13 protein-coding genes are annotated in these 17,127 nt (G+C 42.5%); 8 read left to right on the top strand and 5 right to left on the bottom strand.

Annotated elements, in window-relative coordinates:
- Positions 1-2 precede the first annotated feature (2 nt).
- Both kdpD and kdpE read left to right on the top strand, forming a co-directional pair.
- Positions 3-2,726 (top strand): two-component system sensor histidine kinase KdpD, encoded by a 2,724-nt coding sequence (kdpD, locus tag Xsze_RS11670; RefSeq protein ID WP_038237376.1) that lies wholly within the window; start codon positions 3-5, stop codon positions 2,724-2,726.
- The gene (kdpE, locus tag Xsze_RS11665; RefSeq protein ID WP_051462367.1) at positions 2,723-3,433 is read left to right on the top strand and encodes a two-component system response regulator KdpE; all 711 of its coding nucleotides are present in this window, start codon (positions 2,723-2,725) and stop codon (positions 3,431-3,433) included. Before kdpD ends, kdpE begins: the two co-directional genes overlap by 4 nt.
- A gap of 212 nt (positions 3,434-3,645) precedes the next feature.
- Here kdpE and pulA read toward each other — a convergent pair whose 3' ends face one another.
- Complete coding sequence (pulA, locus tag Xsze_RS11660) at positions 3,646-6,486, bottom strand: pullulanase-type alpha-1,6-glucosidase (protein WP_038237379.1); 2,841 nt, start codon at positions 6,484-6,486, stop codon at positions 3,646-3,648.
- Positions 6,487-6,950: 464 nt separating this feature from the next.
- Between pulA and Xsze_RS11655 the strand changes: the two genes are divergently transcribed.
- Complete coding sequence (locus tag Xsze_RS11655; RefSeq protein ID WP_038237381.1) at positions 6,951-7,301, top strand: hypothetical protein; 351 nt, start codon at positions 6,951-6,953, stop codon at positions 7,299-7,301.
- A 46-nt stretch (positions 7,302-7,347) separates the two neighbouring features.
- Positions 7,348-7,686: a hypothetical protein gene (locus tag Xsze_RS11650; protein ID WP_038237383.1), complete on the top strand. Its 339-nt coding sequence runs from the start codon at positions 7,348-7,350 to the stop codon at positions 7,684-7,686.
- 64 nt (positions 7,687-7,750) lie between these two features.
- On the opposite strand, the gene pgm is transcribed toward Xsze_RS11650, so the two are convergent.
- On the bottom strand, positions 7,751-9,391 hold the full coding sequence (gene pgm / locus Xsze_RS11645) for a phosphoglucomutase (alpha-D-glucose-1,6-bisphosphate-dependent) (protein WP_038237385.1): 1,641 nt from the start codon (positions 9,389-9,391) through the stop codon (positions 7,751-7,753).
- 104 nt (positions 9,392-9,495) lie between these two features.
- The gene (seqA, locus tag Xsze_RS11640; protein WP_038237387.1) at positions 9,496-10,029 is read right to left on the bottom strand and encodes a replication initiation negative regulator SeqA; all 534 of its coding nucleotides are present in this window, start codon (positions 10,027-10,029) and stop codon (positions 9,496-9,498) included.
- A 259-nt stretch (positions 10,030-10,288) separates the two neighbouring features.
- On the opposite strand from seqA, the gene ybfF reads away from it, so the two are divergent.
- The 4 genes from ybfF (at position 10,289) to Xsze_RS11615 (ending at position 14,115) form a co-directional block, all read left to right on the top strand.
- Positions 10,289-11,071 carry an esterase gene (ybfF, locus tag Xsze_RS11635; protein ID WP_038237390.1) on the top strand — a complete coding sequence of 261 codons (783 nt, stop codon included), beginning with the start codon at positions 10,289-10,291 and terminating at the stop codon, positions 11,069-11,071.
- 175 nt (positions 11,072-11,246) lie between these two features.
- Entirely contained in the window at positions 11,247-11,984 is a 738-nt protein-coding gene (locus Xsze_RS11630; protein WP_038237392.1) for a class I SAM-dependent DNA methyltransferase, read from the top strand.
- Between the two features lie 248 nt (positions 11,985-12,232).
- Positions 12,233-13,165 carry an AraC family transcriptional regulator gene (locus tag Xsze_RS11620; RefSeq protein WP_038237397.1) on the top strand — a complete coding sequence of 311 codons (933 nt, stop codon included), beginning with the start codon at positions 12,233-12,235 and terminating at the stop codon, positions 13,163-13,165.
- A gap of 509 nt (positions 13,166-13,674) precedes the next feature.
- Complete coding sequence (locus tag Xsze_RS11615) at positions 13,675-14,115, top strand: VapA/VapB family virulence-associated protein (RefSeq protein ID WP_038237399.1); 441 nt, start codon at positions 13,675-13,677, stop codon at positions 14,113-14,115.
- A 278-nt stretch (positions 14,116-14,393) separates the two neighbouring features.
- On the opposite strand, the gene Xsze_RS11610 is transcribed toward Xsze_RS11615, so the two are convergent.
- Positions 14,394-15,527, bottom strand: a complete 1,134-nt coding sequence (locus Xsze_RS11610) for an alpha/beta fold hydrolase (RefSeq protein ID WP_038237404.1) — start codon at positions 15,525-15,527, stop codon at positions 14,394-14,396.
- 489 nt (positions 15,528-16,016) lie between these two features.
- On the bottom strand, positions 16,017-16,802 hold the full coding sequence (locus tag Xsze_RS11605; protein ID WP_244431783.1) for an inositol monophosphatase family protein: 786 nt from the start codon (positions 16,800-16,802) through the stop codon (positions 16,017-16,019).
- Between the last annotated feature and the right edge of the window lie 325 nt (positions 16,803-17,127).

Here is a 17,127-nt window from a genome sequence, read left to right as displayed (position 1 = left end):
ACATGGATCAACTTGAACCACAACGCCCCGATCCGGATGACTTACTGGCACTGGCGAACGAAAATCCCCGCGGCAAGCTCAAAATATTTTTCGGTGCCTGTGCGGGAGTGGGTAAAACCTATGCCATGCTACAAGAAGCCCAGCGCTTGCTGGCTCAAGGGCTGGATGTCATCGCCGGCGTGGTTGAAACCCACGAAAGGCAAGAAACCGCGGCCTTGCTCAAAGGCTTGCCCCAATTGCCGCCAAAACATCTTCGTTACCACAAACGCAGGGTAGCCGCATTTGACATTGATGCGGCTATCGCCCGCCATCCGGCCATCATTCTGATGGACGAACTGGCATTCAGCAATCCACAAGGCTCCCGCCACCCCAAACGCTGGCAAGATGTGGAAGAATTACTGGAAGCGGGCATTGATGTCCTGAGCACCATCAACGTACAGCATCTGGAAAGCCTGAACGATGTCGTGGGAGCAATCACGGGGGTGCGTGTCCGGGAAACCATTCCTGATCACATATTTGATCAGGCTGATGATGTTGTTCTGGTTGATCTCCCGCCGGATGATCTTCGTCAGCGGCTTAATGATGGCAAGGTTTATATCTCAGGTCAGGCTGAGCGTGCCATCGAGCATTTTTTCCGTAAAGGCAACCTGATAGCTTTGCGCGAACTCGCCTTACGCCGCACGGCTGACCGTGTGGATGATCAAATGCGTGCCTTTCGAGATACCAGAGGCAAAGAGCCTGTATGGCATACGCGGGATAATTTACTTTTATGCATCGGCGATAATGCGGGCAACGAAAAACTGGTTCGGACAGCGGCCCGCCTTGCGGCAAAACTGGATTGTATCTGGCATGCCGTTTACGTTGAAACACCCAAGTTGCACCGACTGCCGGAAAGCAAACGGCGCACCATCCTGAAAACACTGAAACTGGCGCGAGATCTGGGAGCGGAAACCGCAACCCTGTCCGACTCCCGTGAAGAAAAGGCCATCTTGCGTTACGCAAGGGAACATAATCTGGGTAAAATCCTCATTGGCCGTTATTACGGTTCACACTCAACCTTCTTTAACTATAAATGGCGTCCTGATTTCTCTGAACGTCTGGGAAAACTCGGCCCTGATCTGGATTTGGTCATTGTTGCACTGGAAGATAAAAAACGCGGAAGCAGCGGAAATAAGGAACTGAAAGATCATCGACCATTCAATGAAAAATGGCGGTTCCAAGTTCAGGGATTCATTATGGCGATCGTGCTTTGTACCCTGACCACCTTATTTTCCCGCACATTTTTACTCACCCTTGATAAAGCCAATTTAGTCACACTCTATCTGCTGGGAGGGGTTGTCATCGCCCTGTTTTATGGGCGATGGCCCTCCGTTTTTGCCGCCCTTATCAATGTCATCAGTTTTGACATCTTTTTTGTCCAACCGCACTGGTCACTTGCGGTCACCGATATGCAATACCTGCTCACCTTTACCGTGATGCTGTTTGTGGGTGTTGTCGTGGGCAACCTGACCGCAGGAATACGCTATCAAGCCAGAATCGCCCGTTATCGAGAACAACGGACACGGCATTTATATGAAATTACCCGCGAATTGAGCAAAGCCCTGGATGAAGAAGATGTTGCCCGTATCAGCTATCACTTTCTGTCCAATTGCTTTCAGGCCAAAACGGGATTACTGCTGTTAAATCGTGAACACCACTTATATCAGGTAAAATCCGATAACGGTGGGCAAATGCAAATTGATGAAGCGATCGCCAAATGGTGCTTCGATAAAAAACAGCCTGCCGGAGCCGGTACCGACACATTACCGGGAGTTCCTTACCAATTGCAGCCCATCGCTACACCTTCTCAAACCTTTGCCGTTCTGGCGATAGAATCCTCTAACCTGCGCCAATTGCTGGTGCCGGAGCAACAGCGATTACTGCAAACCTTCACCGGACTGATTGCCAACGCACTCGAGCGCTTACATCTTGCCCGCAGCGCAGAATCCGCCAAACTGGAGGCGGAACGGGAACAACTGCGCAACTCGTTATTGGCAGCACTATCCCACGACTTGCGAACCCCATTGACCGTACTGTTCGGGCAGGCAGAAATACTGATGCTGGATTTGTCTGCCGAAAACTCGCCCCACACTAAGCAGGTTAACCAAATTCGCCAGCAAATCCTCAGCACATCCCGCTTAGTCAACAATTTGCTGGATATGGCACGCATTCAATCGGGCGGAATTCAACTCAATATTGAATGGCATTCATTGGACGAAATAGTTGGCAGTGCCTTGCGTTCACTGGAATATACCCTCAGCCGTTACGACATAGAACTTTCCTTGCCTGCCAATTTGTTCCTGCATTGCGATGGGGCTTTGCTGGAACGTGTTTTCATTAATCTGCTGGAAAATGCCATCAAATATACCCATGAACAAACGCCACTGGGCATACAAGCCAACATTGAGCATGACGCGGATCAAAAACAAATACACATTGAAATCTGGGATGCGGGAAACGGAATACCACAGGGACAGGAACAACTCATTTTTGACAAATTCTCACGTGCCAGCAAAGAGTCTGCTATCCCCGGTGTCGGGTTGGGTTTAGCCATTTGCCGGGCCATTATTGATATTCACGGCGGCAAAATATGGGCAACCAACAATAAAAAAGGTGGAGCTAGCTTTCACTTTGTTTTACCGTTGGAAGAACCTCCAAAAATTGAAAATGTTTCCGGGGATATGTGAATACAACTCAAAACGGCACGATCAAAAACAATACTATTTTAATCATTGAAGATGAAAAAGAGATCCGGCGTTTTGTGCGGTTGGCATTGGAAAGTGAAAACTGGCGGGTGTTTGAATGTGAAACACTAAAACGAGGTTTAATTGAAGCTGCCACTCGCAGGCCGGATTTACTGATCCTTGATTTAGGGCTACCTGATGGAAATGGTATCGAACTCATTCAGGATGTACGCCAATGGAGTAATATCCCGATTATTGTGCTTTCTGCCCGTGACAGTGAACAAGATAAAGTCATGGCACTGGATTCCGGTGCTGACGATTACCTGAGCAAACCTTTTGGCATTAATGAATTGCTGGCAAGAGTGCGAGTTGCCCTACGCCGCTCCTCTAAAATCAATCAACCTGCTCCCATCATTCATTTTTCAGATATTCAGGTCGATTTAATTAACCGTCGGGTTTTAAAAGGGCAAACCGAACTTCACCTGACACCCATTGAATACCGTTTATTGACTGAATTGCTGACCAACAGCGGCAAGGTACTCACGCAGCGTTATTTACTCAATCATGTTTGGGGGCCGAATTACGTTGAACACAACCACTATCTGAGAATTTATATGGGGCACCTGCGGCAGAAGCTGGAAGCTGATCCTGCCCGTCCCAGATATCTTCTGACCGAAACAGGAGTTGGTTATCGGTTTATGCCTTCATAACCGCTTAGTTGTTTTTCTCAATAGATTTTAAGTGACAGCACAGTGGCAAGATTATGGAAAAGCCATCGGAAACACATTTACTCAGACAATCCAACCAATAAACACGCCACTTGAACAAATACAGGTATCTGGAACAACAACACCCCGTGTCTGTCTGGCATTATTTATTCTCATCGGATGCACTATTGTCCATTATTATAGCAATTATACTTTTATTGGCATTGATGGCGATAACGTACAGGCAGCCCTCTTCCCCTGGCGCCTTCCTGTGGCAAGACTAATACGGCTGCCGACCAGGCTGGCATTATAACTTCACCATTTTCCATTATGCGTACCCCAGCAGCCAAAGAAGAGTCACCCAATGCACGCTGGATGTCATTCAACATCAATCCCTGCACATTAAGATCTTTGACAGAAACCGGCTTCGGTGCCGCGTTAATGGCCACCACCAAGCCATCAAATCGCCAATCACGATCATCAGACGTTGTACTGCCATCATCAATGGTCATTACCAGTAACCCGATTTGCTGATGCGGACCGACATTCACAAAATCCACGCGCTGTTTAACCGCCGCACCATCCCCAAGAGACATTAACGGAGAGAATTGGCGTAACTGCAATAGTTCCTGATAAAAGGCCATCATTTGTAATAACTCATTGCGACCCGGTTTTTTTACCTGATTTTTCACACGGCCAATCAATGAATAATTCACACCATCATTGCCATATTCTGGCAGTCCCACATCATAATTATTATCTCGGTAGTCATAACTAACACGATTAAACCAATCACCAGCATTGTAAGAGTCACGGGTAAATGATTTTGAGCGCAGTAGTTCCGAGCCTTGTTGATCAAAAGCCAGACCTTGCCCAAGGAAGACTGGGGCAAGAGAAATAGCCTGCATACGGAGCCTGGCTCCCAGATTTGCCTGAAATGCAGCCTTATAGCTGATAATGTCCCACAATGTTTGGTTATCGTGTTTGGATACATAATTCAATACTTCTGTAGGATTTGCAGCATAGCCTGCTGCCACGCCCTTATAATCAATCTGCTGACCTGTTTTTATGACACCCTCTTTATTAACCATGACAAAGTCAGCTAAATTGCCAGCCATGCCAAGGCGCACAAGATCCAGCAAATGGCGCACTTCATCGGCATTTAAGCGAACCATCTCATTGGGCAATGTTCCTGCGCCATTTCCAATACCCTGATTGATGCGAATGTCATCAGCAACATCAAATGGCCCGCCGCCACGCACTGCATCCCGCAATCTGTCAGAAAAAGTGCCGATACCCGTTCCGCTGAGATTCACTTGTGAAGCGCTTTCAAACCGATCATCCTGACCTGAATTCCACCCTTCACCAAAAAAATAGACTGATGGATTAACTTCACGGACTTTTGCCAACGCAGACAAGATTTGCGTTTTAGGGTGATAGCCCATTAAGTCAAACCTGAATGCATCTATTTTGTAATCTTTAACCCAAGTCACCAATGAATCTTCCACCAATTTGGCAAACATACGGTGTTCCGGCGCGGTATCAGAGCAACAAGTATGATTTTCAACTTGACCCGTTACCTCATCCAGACGGTGATAATACCAAGGCACTATCTTATCCAAGACCGACGTTCGAGATGTCGGGCCGGCAGCATCAGTATGGTTATAAACCACATCCATGATCACATTCATGCCCAATTGCTGCTTGATGGCCTGTATCATGGCGCGAAATTCTTTTATACGGCCGGAACCTTCCGAATCAACCGCATAGGAGCCTTCCGGTACAGAATAATGAAACGGATCATATCCCCAGTTATACGAATCCGTTCCTGCCACCATTGCATTAAGTTCCTGCACTTGTGGGTCATGGATACTGTCTTCACGTTTCAATTGCTGCAAGACCTGCCGCAAAGTCAATGAACTATGGCAATACTCAGCAAATCGGCTGTTTCTCACCGTTGGGTTAATTTGACACAAGCGACTGAACGGGTTTTCAAGATTGGCAACCTGATGACTGAATTCATTAACTGAAGCGATATCAAACACAGGCAGCAGCTCCATATGGGTCATCCCCGCCTGACTCAGTGTCTTGAGATGCCTGAACATATCACTGTTATTGGCGGTCAGTGCCAGATACTTACCACGCCACGTTTCGGGGATTGTGCTATCTGCAACGGACAGATCGCGGATATGTGCTTCATAAATCGCCATGCGGGCGATATTTGAGGGGGTATTTTGCGGATGGGGGGCCAGCAGGTTATCCCAATTTTGGGGCTTCAATGCCTGATCATCCAGATTGATGACCTGACTGTGTTCCGAATTCGTGGACAAGCTATGGGAATAAGGATCGGTGACTTCATAGCGTTCCACATTGCGGCTGTATGGGTGATATACCACCAAAGCATAACGATAATAAGCGCCGACTAAAGCAGCATTCCCCTGCCATGACCAGGAACCGCTCCTTCCGTCGCGTTCCATTGCATGCCTGGCAACCTCCTGCTTATCCTGATTGTAGATAATCAGAGACACTTCTTGCGCAGTCGGTGCCCAAAGGCGGAAAAGCACGCCTTTACTGTTTAGTTTAGCCCCATATTCCAATGTTTCAGCAGTATCAGCGAAGCGATCATCCAATACCCCGGCCGTTTGAACTTGAGTTGAGGACACGATTGTGCCCTGTTCATTAGCAGCCAAAGCCACCAAATCCCCGGTCAGAAGAAGATCGATATCCGTTTCCTCTGGTAAACGGAATGCCGCCCAATTGGCCAAATGAGGAAATTTTTTAGCCGTTGCCTGACTCAACGCCGCAGGAATGAGAGTTAAATAATTATCGGGAAAATAACCTTGGTCATCAGCTTCTATCTTGTTATTTAGATTGTAATACAAGCGAACAATCGGCTGCTCTGCACCACCCGGCCATACTAATGTCTGTTTATCAAGCCAATGTGCTGAAGCTTGAGATATCTCAGCGCCAAAGTCTGAACCCTCTACATGGCTCAGATGAATTTTCCCGCTTGATACTTGATGTAAACTTGATATCTGACCTAAGTTCTGTGCCATCACCAACTCCCCTTGCTTTCTGAGTAAATCATATTTATTTGAGCAGCCATTTGTGAGTAATAGAATAAATATGCCGCTTGATAAAGTAAGGTAAACTTTTCTCCAGAAGTTGGGGTTCATATACCATCCTTTCTAATGTTTTTGAGTCTTTCAAGTTATTCCTGTATTGATCGCAATCCGAAACCCATCGAGCATAGAAAGATAGCCATCCACAATAAAAAAACAGTGTAATTAAAGCAGTAATTCAGAAAACAGCATCCTCCTTTATGAAAAAATACAGGGAGTAGAATAATGGAGGAGCTAATATTGAGACATTCATCATAAAAACCCACCTCGATTTCATAAAAAAAATTAAACTAAAAAATTTTAATAAATTAAAAAAACAACAACGACCTTATTAATTAAACCAATCATCAACAAACAAAATAAAACCGCTAATTAAAAACAAAAGAACTATACTTTAAATGAAAACAATAAATAAATTGTTAGAGGTTATGATGAGAACTATAAAATTTACTAATACCAGCAATATAAAAATAACCGTCACTCTAAAAGAAAAAAACCATACTGAAACTTATAAAAAAGATATTTATCCTCAATCATCTGTTCTGTTTGAGACTCAAAGGAATGAATATCATCTCGAATATTGCAATATATTTATGAGCATTGATAAATATCTCATTGACCAAACATTCACTTCAACATCCTCTCTTTCTTATTTAGAAGAAATTTTCTATTCTTCTCACGAATTTGAAATATATTTTGATGTTTTCAGTTATGGAATTTTGTTAGTTTCAGTTGATAAAGAGGGCTGAAATATTTTATTTCCGCAATTGATACATCAGGAAAAAGGAAATTAATATGCCTAAGGTATACCGATATGTAAAAAATAAAACAGACTATAGAATATATGTCAATATAAAAGACACACAAGAAGCCACCCTACTGGATGATTCACTATTGCCAAATGAAATAATAAAGTTTGATTTCTATCTTTCAGATAATATTCATGATTTTAATCATATGAAAAAATTGTATATAAAACTAGATACTGGCAATGATATCTATACTTCTTTATATTCAACTCATAAAGCAGGGGTGGGGTTGGATTATTTCTTCAATGTTGAGGTTCACAAATCAATCTTGATTTATTTTGAAATGAGATTTAGCAGTTTTTCTTTAGCAGCAAGCAGCAGCTAAGAATGCCTATGACACATCTGCCAGGCCGCTGCAATTACTGCGGCTTGGCAGATTCAAACATCAATTAACCCGCAGCAAACACTTGATTAACGATTTCCTGAGCCTCTTGCTCAATTCTTTCACGATGTTCAGCACCAAGAAAACTTTCGCAATAGATTTTGTAGGCTTCTTCTGTACCGGATGGACGAGCAGCAAACCAACCGTTATCACTCATCACCTTCAAACCACCAATGGAAGCACCGTTACCAGATGCCGTCGTCAAACGGGCAGTAATGGGATCTCCTGCCAACATTTCAGCCTTAACCATTTCGGGTGACAGTTTGGACAGCAATGCCTTTTGCTGATGAGTCGCCGGAGCCTGAATACGGCTGTAACTTGGCGTGCCAAACCGAGAGGCCAGCGTGTCATAGCGCTGCTGTGGATTTTCTCCCGTGATTGCGGTCATTTCAGCCGCCAACAGGCAAAGAATAATGCCGTCTTTATCCGTTGACCATGGAGTACCATCAAAACGCAAAAAGGACGCGCCAGCGCTCTCTTCCCCGCCAAAGCCCAGTTCGCCTTTATACAGCCCATCAACAAACCATTTGAAACCCACAGGCACTTCCACTAATTCACGCCCTAAGTCAGCAACAACACGGTCGATCATGGCACTGGAAACCAATGTCTTGCCAACAGCAACATTGTCAGGCCATTGAGGGCGGTGGCGGAAGAGATAGTCCACAGCAGTCGCCAGATAATGATTCGGGTTCATTAAACCAGCAGGCGTAATAATCCCGTGGCGATCGTAATCAGGGTCATTGGCAAAGGCCAAATCAAATTTCTCACGCAATTCCAGCAAACCCGCCATTGCCCAGCGGGATGAGCAATCCATGCGGATAATACCGTCATGATCCAAAGTCATGAAGCGGAATGTCTGATCAACTTTATCATTAACCAATGTCAGATCGAGGTTGTAATACTCACCAATCCGCTGCCAATAAGCAATACCTGAGCCTCCCAACGGATCAATGCCAATTTTCAGCCCTGCATTCTGGATAGCGGCCATATCCACAACTTCACCCAGAGCAGTGACATAAGCATCAACCAAATCCCGTTGATGCAGGTATTCACTTTTCAGTGCTTGTTCATATGGCAGCCGTTTAATTCCATTAAGAGAATTTGCCAGTAATTCATTGGCACACTGCTCAATAATGGCAGTCAGATCCGTATCCGCAGGCCCGCCATTGGGAGGATTATATTTAATTCCCCCATCTTCCGGAGGGTTGTGGGATGGCGTAATGACAATACCATCAGCCAGATTTTTCCCCTGACGGTTGTAACACAAAATGGCATGAGAGATGGCAGGTGTTGGCGTAAAACCGTTATTTTCCTGCACAATCACATCTATACCGTTCTCCGTCAAAACTTCCAACACGGAAATAAAGGCCGCTTCTGAAAGTGCATGGGTGTCTTTACCCACATAGCATGGCCCGGTGATCCCCTGCTGAGAGCGAACGTTCACTATTGCCTGAGAAATGGCCAGGATATGCGCTTCGTTAAAACTGTTGCGTCCGGAACTACCACGATGGCCAGAAGTACCAAACTTAACCTTGTGTGCCGGATTTTCAGGATGTGGTTGTAAGGTGTAATACTGTGATGTGAGCTGAGCAACATTAATCAAATCATGCTGCTGGGCAAGCTGTCCCGCTCTTGGATGAATTGCCACTTGATTTCTCCTGAGAGACTGCACTGGCTTACCCGCCAATGCAGTATAAATAGGTTAATCCGGTTCAGCGTTAACCACCAAATTAACTCATTGAAACTAAGAAATTAAATAGTGCCACACACTTTTTCAATTAAATTCGCCGGAAACTTCATATCCTGCATGATATGTTCGATCATACTGCGTTTGCGATCAGTATTGGTATTGGTAATCACCCAAAAAGGGGTTCCCGGAATATGGCGTGGCTTGGTTTGTTTACCACTGGCCAACAGAGTGTGCTCATCACCCGCAAAATAGGTGCGGGTACGTCCGTGCATAGCTTCTGTCGTTTTGGAAAAACTCTCACTGTTCAGGCTATACAGCGTAGACAGAATCAGCATAAAGCGTTCAACAGATTTTTTCTTTTCTGCATACTCATCGGAAAGCAGCAGCTCACGGACAATGCGGACAGTGTCGCGGGAACGGGATACGGGAGTTTTGACAGCAGGTGCAGGATCGTTGGCAGGCGGTGTAATTTGTACTGGCTGCCCGGCGTCCAATTTCAGTATGCGCCGTAAAATATCAGATGCACTTTCACCGATATGCAGGGTTTGGCTTGCAATAAAGCGGTAAAGGTCTTCATCAACTTCTATCGTTTTCATTTCTATCCAGTACTGTTCTTAATGAAAAATTATGTTGGGATTATAAGATATAATACAAAAAAACAAAACAATTAAACTTTCAATAACTTAAAGTGACTCTTTCCAAAATTAGCAATTTTTAAAGAAGCAACTTTTCCTTTAAAATAAATCAATCAGTTACAGTTATTTCACCCCATTGGGTTTGTCACTGTCTGCGTATCATGATATTAAGCATCCCAATATTAAACATTGCATAAATAGCATTAAACTCAGGCAAACCATGAAGTCAAATAGTCAATTAAATTATCATTTTCACACACCGGAAAATCCGCAATCACCCACCCCCATTGTTTTGATTCATGGGCTTTTCGGGGATTTAAACAATCTCGGAATATTGGGGCGCGATTTACAGCAGCACTATCCGGTACTTCAAATCGATGTCCGTAATCATGGTATTTCACCGCATGTTGATGACATGGGTTATCGCAATATGGCACAGGATGTTTTGGCTCTCCTTGACGAGCTCAATGTGCCAGAAGCAACGATCATCGGGCATTCCATGGGCGGAAAAATTGCCATGACCATGACCGCCATTGCACCCGAGCGCATTGAAAAAATTGTGGTCATTGATATGGCCCCCGTCGCTTATCCTGTTCGCCGCCATGACAGCATTTTTGCAGCACTGAACAAAGTGACGGCAGCCAGTGCGACAACCCGTCAAATCGCAACAGAAATTATGCGTCAGGATATTCAAGAAGAAGGCGTGATTCAGTTCTTGCTGAAATCTTTCCGCCAGGGAGAATGGAAATTCAACTTATCCATTTTGCAAAAAGAATATGAAAAAATTATTGGTTGGGAAACTATTCCTGCATGGCACAAACCGGCTTTGTTTATTCGGGGCGGGAATTCTGATTACGTGACTGAAGAATATCGGGAAGATATTATCAACCAATTTCCGAAAGCAACTGCATGGGTTGTCGCGGGTTGTGGGCATTGGGTTCATGCAGAAAAACCTGAAGCGGTACTCAGAGCCATTCATCGCTTTTTAGGAACTGAAGAATAGATATATCAACCCACGCAATGTGGGTTGTAAAAAATGTGGGATGTAAAAAGTAGAACCAAGATAAAAATAATTATACCTGCCCTATTTTCAATCCATTAATATATAAACAAAAATCACGTCAACATTAAATCATATATTCCATCAAAATTTTAACTTTAATTAAGGATGCAAAGTAATGAAAGATAATATTTTATATAATCCTATTGCACATCTTTACGAAAGTTTTTCAGATTCAACCCCGCATATTGATGTAGAAATTCGCACTATGCTCAATCTGGCCGGAGATGTGCAAGGAAAATCAGTGTTAGATTTAGCGTGCGGATATGGTCTGTTTAGTCGTAAATTTAAAGAACTGGGGGCATCAAAAGTTATTGGTGTCGATATATCCGATAAAATGATCGAAATTGCCAGAGATAAATCACGGCAATATAACGATGGCATTGAATTCCATATCAGCGATGTCTGTAAAATGGAGCAATTGGGTAAATTTGATCTCATCGTCGCCGCTTGGTTATTCTGCCATGCAGAATCCCTTGAAGATCTTCAAACCATGTTCCGTGTCATTGCCGACCACCTCAAACCTTCCGGTAAGCTCGTCGCTTATACCTGTGAACCCGATTTCCGATTGGAAAACGGGAATTACATGAATTATTCCATCAAAATACTCAGCGAAGAGCCGGCGGAAGATACCACCCTTTTGAAAGCAGAATTTATGACAACTCCCCGCAGCCCTTTCACAGCATATCTCTGGAGCCGTGAACAGTATGAGGATGCCATCAATAAGGCAGGATTAAAACATTTTGAATGGCATAAACCCATGTTGCTGGAAAGTGATATTGTCAGTCAGCCTCCGGGCTATTGGGACAACTTTCAACAAAACTGTTTTGATACCGCCCTCGTCTGCCAATTTTAAGATGCTGGTTAATATCCCCCATTATTTATGGGGGATGATGAGAGGCTCCTGCCTCTCGACCTTTGGCTGTTCAAATTCGTTCCCGACGAATTCGTCACTCTCTTGCCGCCACGAAGCAACTTGAAATCCATTGGGTATATATCCTCCGCAATTATTGCCTAATCCTCCAATTTGCCACAATTTGCGATATTCATTTTTTCCTTCCAACGGTATTCTGTCTAAAAAATAAAATAATAAAGGAGTTAAAAATGAATACATTGCATTCATCATCCGATGCAATAGAAATTGAAATTCAGCTTCAGAAATTGGCAGGTAAAATCGCTAAATTAGCCTCCCCGGATACTCATTCCGTAAAAACAGCCATTCCACAATTAACGCTCTGTCACCTGGAACAACCGACTGAGCCGATAAGTTGGTTATATGAGCCGAGTATGATGGTGATCCTTCAAGGAGCAAAACGAGTCACAATCGGTGATCGTTCTTACTACTGTGATCCCCGGCAAATTTTAGTAACCTCGACCAATATTCCCACCATTACCCAAGTCTCTACCGCATCCAAGGACATGCCATTTTTTGCTCTGATGCTACAACTCAATATTCAGGAAGCATCAAACTTAATTGTGGAAGATAAGGTGATGATAAAGTCTCATGCACCGGATAAATGTGCACTGGCTTTAACGCCAACAACAGCCCCACTCCTGGATTGCTTTAATCGTTTGCTGGATTTGTTGGATACGCCTGAAGATATTCCTGTCCTCTCCCCTTTGATTCACAAGGAGATAATTTATCGTTTACTGACCAGTGAATCAGGTGCTCATTTGCAACATATGGCTTCCCAAGAAAGCCCGGGGCACCAAATCAACCGCACAATTAATTGGCTGAAAGAACATTTTTCCGAATCAGTTAAAATTGAGCAATTGGCTGAAATCGCCAAAATGAGCCTTTCTTCTTTTCACCACCATTTTAAAGCGGTCACTTCAATGAGCCCGCTACAGTACCAGAAGTGGTTGCGTTTACATGAAGCAAGGCGCATATTGCTGACACAAAACAATAATATGTCAACCACGGCATTTCAGGTTGGTTATGAAAGTATTTCACAATTTAACCGTGAATATAGCCGCCTTTTCGGTGCCCCCCCTTGCCGTGATATCAAGAAATTCCGGGTTGCATCGAAGTCATGAATGCAAAAATTAACCATCAGTCGACACATTTCAAATAAAAATGAGCTTTAATATATTCCTGTATAACCATTGGATTTCGGGATGCAGCGCGACGATAAGGAAACAGCACCCTGATAACGGAGATGGCCTTGTGATCAAAGCAAGTGAACGTAGTCAACAGCGCTGCAACTTTAAAGAAGACAGATATAGAGGTTATTCAGGGCAGCCCCAAGGAATTATTTTTTAAATTCAATCAACTTAATGCTATTTATAATCAATTACGCATTAAAATAACGTCCATATAATAAAGTGATATTTAGTACATTATATATAATTGACCATACTTTTATTGTAACTTATTTAAATTTCTTTTTATCAAGTGGGCTTGTTAATTTTAATAAAATATATTTCATTTTGATGGGTTAATTCTCCATCAATTTTTATTATAAAAAACAACACTAATAAAATTTAATAGTATTATTCTCATTTGAGAATATTATCTTAATTCCATGCAATATATAGGTGATACAATGTGTAAAGATGAAAAAATAAATCTAAAAATACTTGAAGACTTTAAAAAAAACATAGCCAATAAATGGCCGCCTGAACTTATCGATAAAACAGTAAAAAAAGTCACTTCTTTGGAAACCCAAAATTACACTGCTCTAGCAACTATAGAGAGTACAATTATTCACCAGTTCTTTAAAGTCGGCCTTACAGGTTATCCTGTGCATTTTGAAGGGTCTACAACGGGACTTTCTACTCCCGGTTTTGGTAGTTCAGCTGGCCTTGTCTTTACAGACAATTTAGATAAACTTGTTTCTGATACTCGATCTTTTTGGTTTGTTGGAAATATGAGTTACTTAGGAATGTATTTTTACAATGACGATGGTTCTTGGCTCGGACAGTTCCAAGGTGCAAGCCTTTCCCTTGTAATAGGTGGTGGTACAGGCAGGGGTGAATGGAGTTAATTATTTTTATTTGTTACTAACATGATGTATTGAAGTTACCCAGTAGATCATTTTTATTTTTGACTCCGGTTAATTCTTATCTTAAACCAGTCACTGGACTCTTTTTCTCAGAAATTACACTTATTAGTCTAATTCAAAACCCCAGCCACAAAGCTGAATCACTCTGTGGCTGGAATATATAAACACAGCCAATCACACAGAAATTGGCAAAAAGGGGGTGTGCCCGATCAGTATGTTATACTGCCGAGTTTGAATCTTAATTTTTTTAAGACAAACTATTAATTCATCGTTTCTATCGTATTCAAATAATTTGTATTCGAAAAATCTTTATCATTGAAAAAACGAATAAGCAGATCGGCCAAAACATCTGGGCGTTCTACCATCACGAGATGATCTGATTTCTTGATAGTTGTAAAAATAGAGCCTGAGAAAATGGCAGCGCAATATTTAACATTTTCAGGCGGGGTAATGATGTCATGTTCACCTGTGACAAATAAAATGGGCTTGTTGAAATTTTCAAATTTCTCGTATTTCTTTTGGGTCAGAAGGCGTCTTTGAAGCCCCTCATGCCTATCCCCCAAATGACGAATTGTTTCCTGCAATGTCGTTTTCAGCAGTTTATATGTTGTATCTCTTCCCAATATATCCACACCCGGTTCAAGGCAGAGAATACAAGAAATTATTTGTTCGATGGATTCTTCATATTTTTCTTCATGAAGTAACTTGAATGCCTCATCGAAACGCTCTTGAATATGAAGTGGCTGAGTCAACGCTGCACCAATTAATACTGATTTATTAATTCTTTCAGGCCAACGATAGGAAAATTCCAGCGCAGTAGAACCACCGTAAGAAATACCAATGAGATTTATCTTCTGCAAAGAAAGAACATCTAAAATATGCAGGACACACTCAGCAAGAAACCCGAAGCTCTCATTTTGGGGAACATCATCCGAAGCCCCTGTCCCCGGCAGATCAACCATAATCAGCGGGGCATCATCTTTGAGAAGATATTCAAGATGTGGCAAGGAGTACATATCCTGAAAACCACCCGCAATGATCAACTTCGGCACTGCTGTTGAAGCATTGATATCACCAATTACACGAAATGCATATTTAACGCCACGCCATTCGATATCTCTTTTGTCCTGTGGGGGAAGCCGATGCGTTGAATCAATAAAAGCAGCAAGAGATTCTACACTCCGAAACCTGAGGACATCACTCCAGTCAATTTTCTTGCCTAAATCTTGCTCTATGAAAATTTGTATTTCAACTAAGGAGATGGAATCTGCACCAAGACTGAAGAAATCATCTGAGATGTTCATAGATTCTACTCGCAGTACTTCCTGGCATATTCTCAATACTTCAGTTTCCGTGCTACTTAGTTTGCAATTTTCTTCTGATGATACTGTCATATCACTCTCCTATCTTCATTGATACCCTGTATCGCCCAAGTTTGCAGCATCACTGACTGCAACTTGTATGTACCAGATATGATTACTTTTAAACCACACCAATACCTCAAAGTGGGTACATCATATCCTTTACTAAAAGAATAATTCAAGAAAGCAATAACCAATTACAATCAACAAGATAAATGTATATATTTTGTTAACGATATAATATTCTAAAAATTTATAATTAATTGGTAATATCAAGAAATAATGATGATTATTCGCACTAAAAATCAGTGTAAAATTCAGAAGCTATCAAAGAACTGTTGGATAATCTGTTGTGCAGCGTGATCTGCTACACAATTTTTCTACAATATGAAGTGATTACTCAAAATAGGGCGCTTACACAAAACGAACAGTGCCGGAGATAACCTATACAGGGATCTATTGAATTCAGGATATTTTGTTTATTTGATTAAATTGAAAACGCTTCATCTGACGGAGATGGCTTCATGAGTTCCACCACACTATCAAGCAATTTTGGTGTACATGCTGATAACAAGCTGCCGCCAAACATGACTTTTTCCCTGCAACCATCCAACGAACAGAAATCTCCCCCGCTTCTCTGATACAAGGTAAAATTGCAACACTATCCCACGGTTTCATGATGGTATCGATAGCACAATGCAAACGACCCGCAGCCACCATCGCGTGCTGATAAGCATCATTGACAAACATAAGATCCCGCGCCGTTTTCACCAATGAATCCATGTCATAAGCGATCGCACCATCAGCAAGGTGATACGTTGTACTGTGTATTCCTGAGGCGGTGATCACGGCCTGCTCCACCTTTTCCGGTGAGTTCTTTGCCATTTTCAGCTGTTTCAGTGGCTTGCCTTCCATACTCTTCCAACACCCTTTACCTTTCGCCGCATAAAAAGTCGTTGAAATGGCAGGAAAACTCATAACCCCAACAACAGGCTCTCCCTGATCAACAAAAGCAATCAAAGTACTGAACAAGGGAATGCCATATAGAAACGCTCTGGTCCCATCAATAGGGTCAATAACCCAGCCCGATTCAAATTTTTCTGCGCCATTTAACCCGTATTCTTCTCCCCAAATGGGGACTCCCGGACTGCGTTTTTCAAATATATTGCGAATTTCGGTTTCCAGCATGAGATCAGTCTGAGTGATAATGGAGCGGTCAGGTTTATAATCAAATTTCTCCGCTTCATGAAAAGCATCCTGCGTTTTTTTTCTGATGCTATTTACCGCTTCAAGGGCTATTTCCAACATTTGATTACGTTCCTTTCATATAGAATATCTAGACGGGTACACAAAAAAAATCCAATCAGAAGTGTTCTTCTATGTATCGGCACACACTCAAAAATAAAAATGTTATTATCCAAAAGAACAAAAATACAATTATAAACAAACAAATAAAAATTAACACACTCTGGTTATGCCAACTTAAAATTAAAATTACCTCAACTCCTTTATGTCTTCTTTTAGCCATTTTTGCCTTAAATAGTTAGACAATTTCTCGTTGCATAACTCACATCAACACCGCTAGTTAATTACATATAGAAATCAATTACATTTACTTCCTCCACCCATTATT

It is taken from the genome of Xenorhabdus szentirmaii DSM 16338 (assembly GCF_002632585.1).
GTDB lineage: Bacteria > Pseudomonadota > Gammaproteobacteria > Enterobacterales > Enterobacteriaceae > Xenorhabdus > Xenorhabdus szentirmaii.
This window is presented reverse-complemented; position numbering and strand designations above follow the sequence as displayed.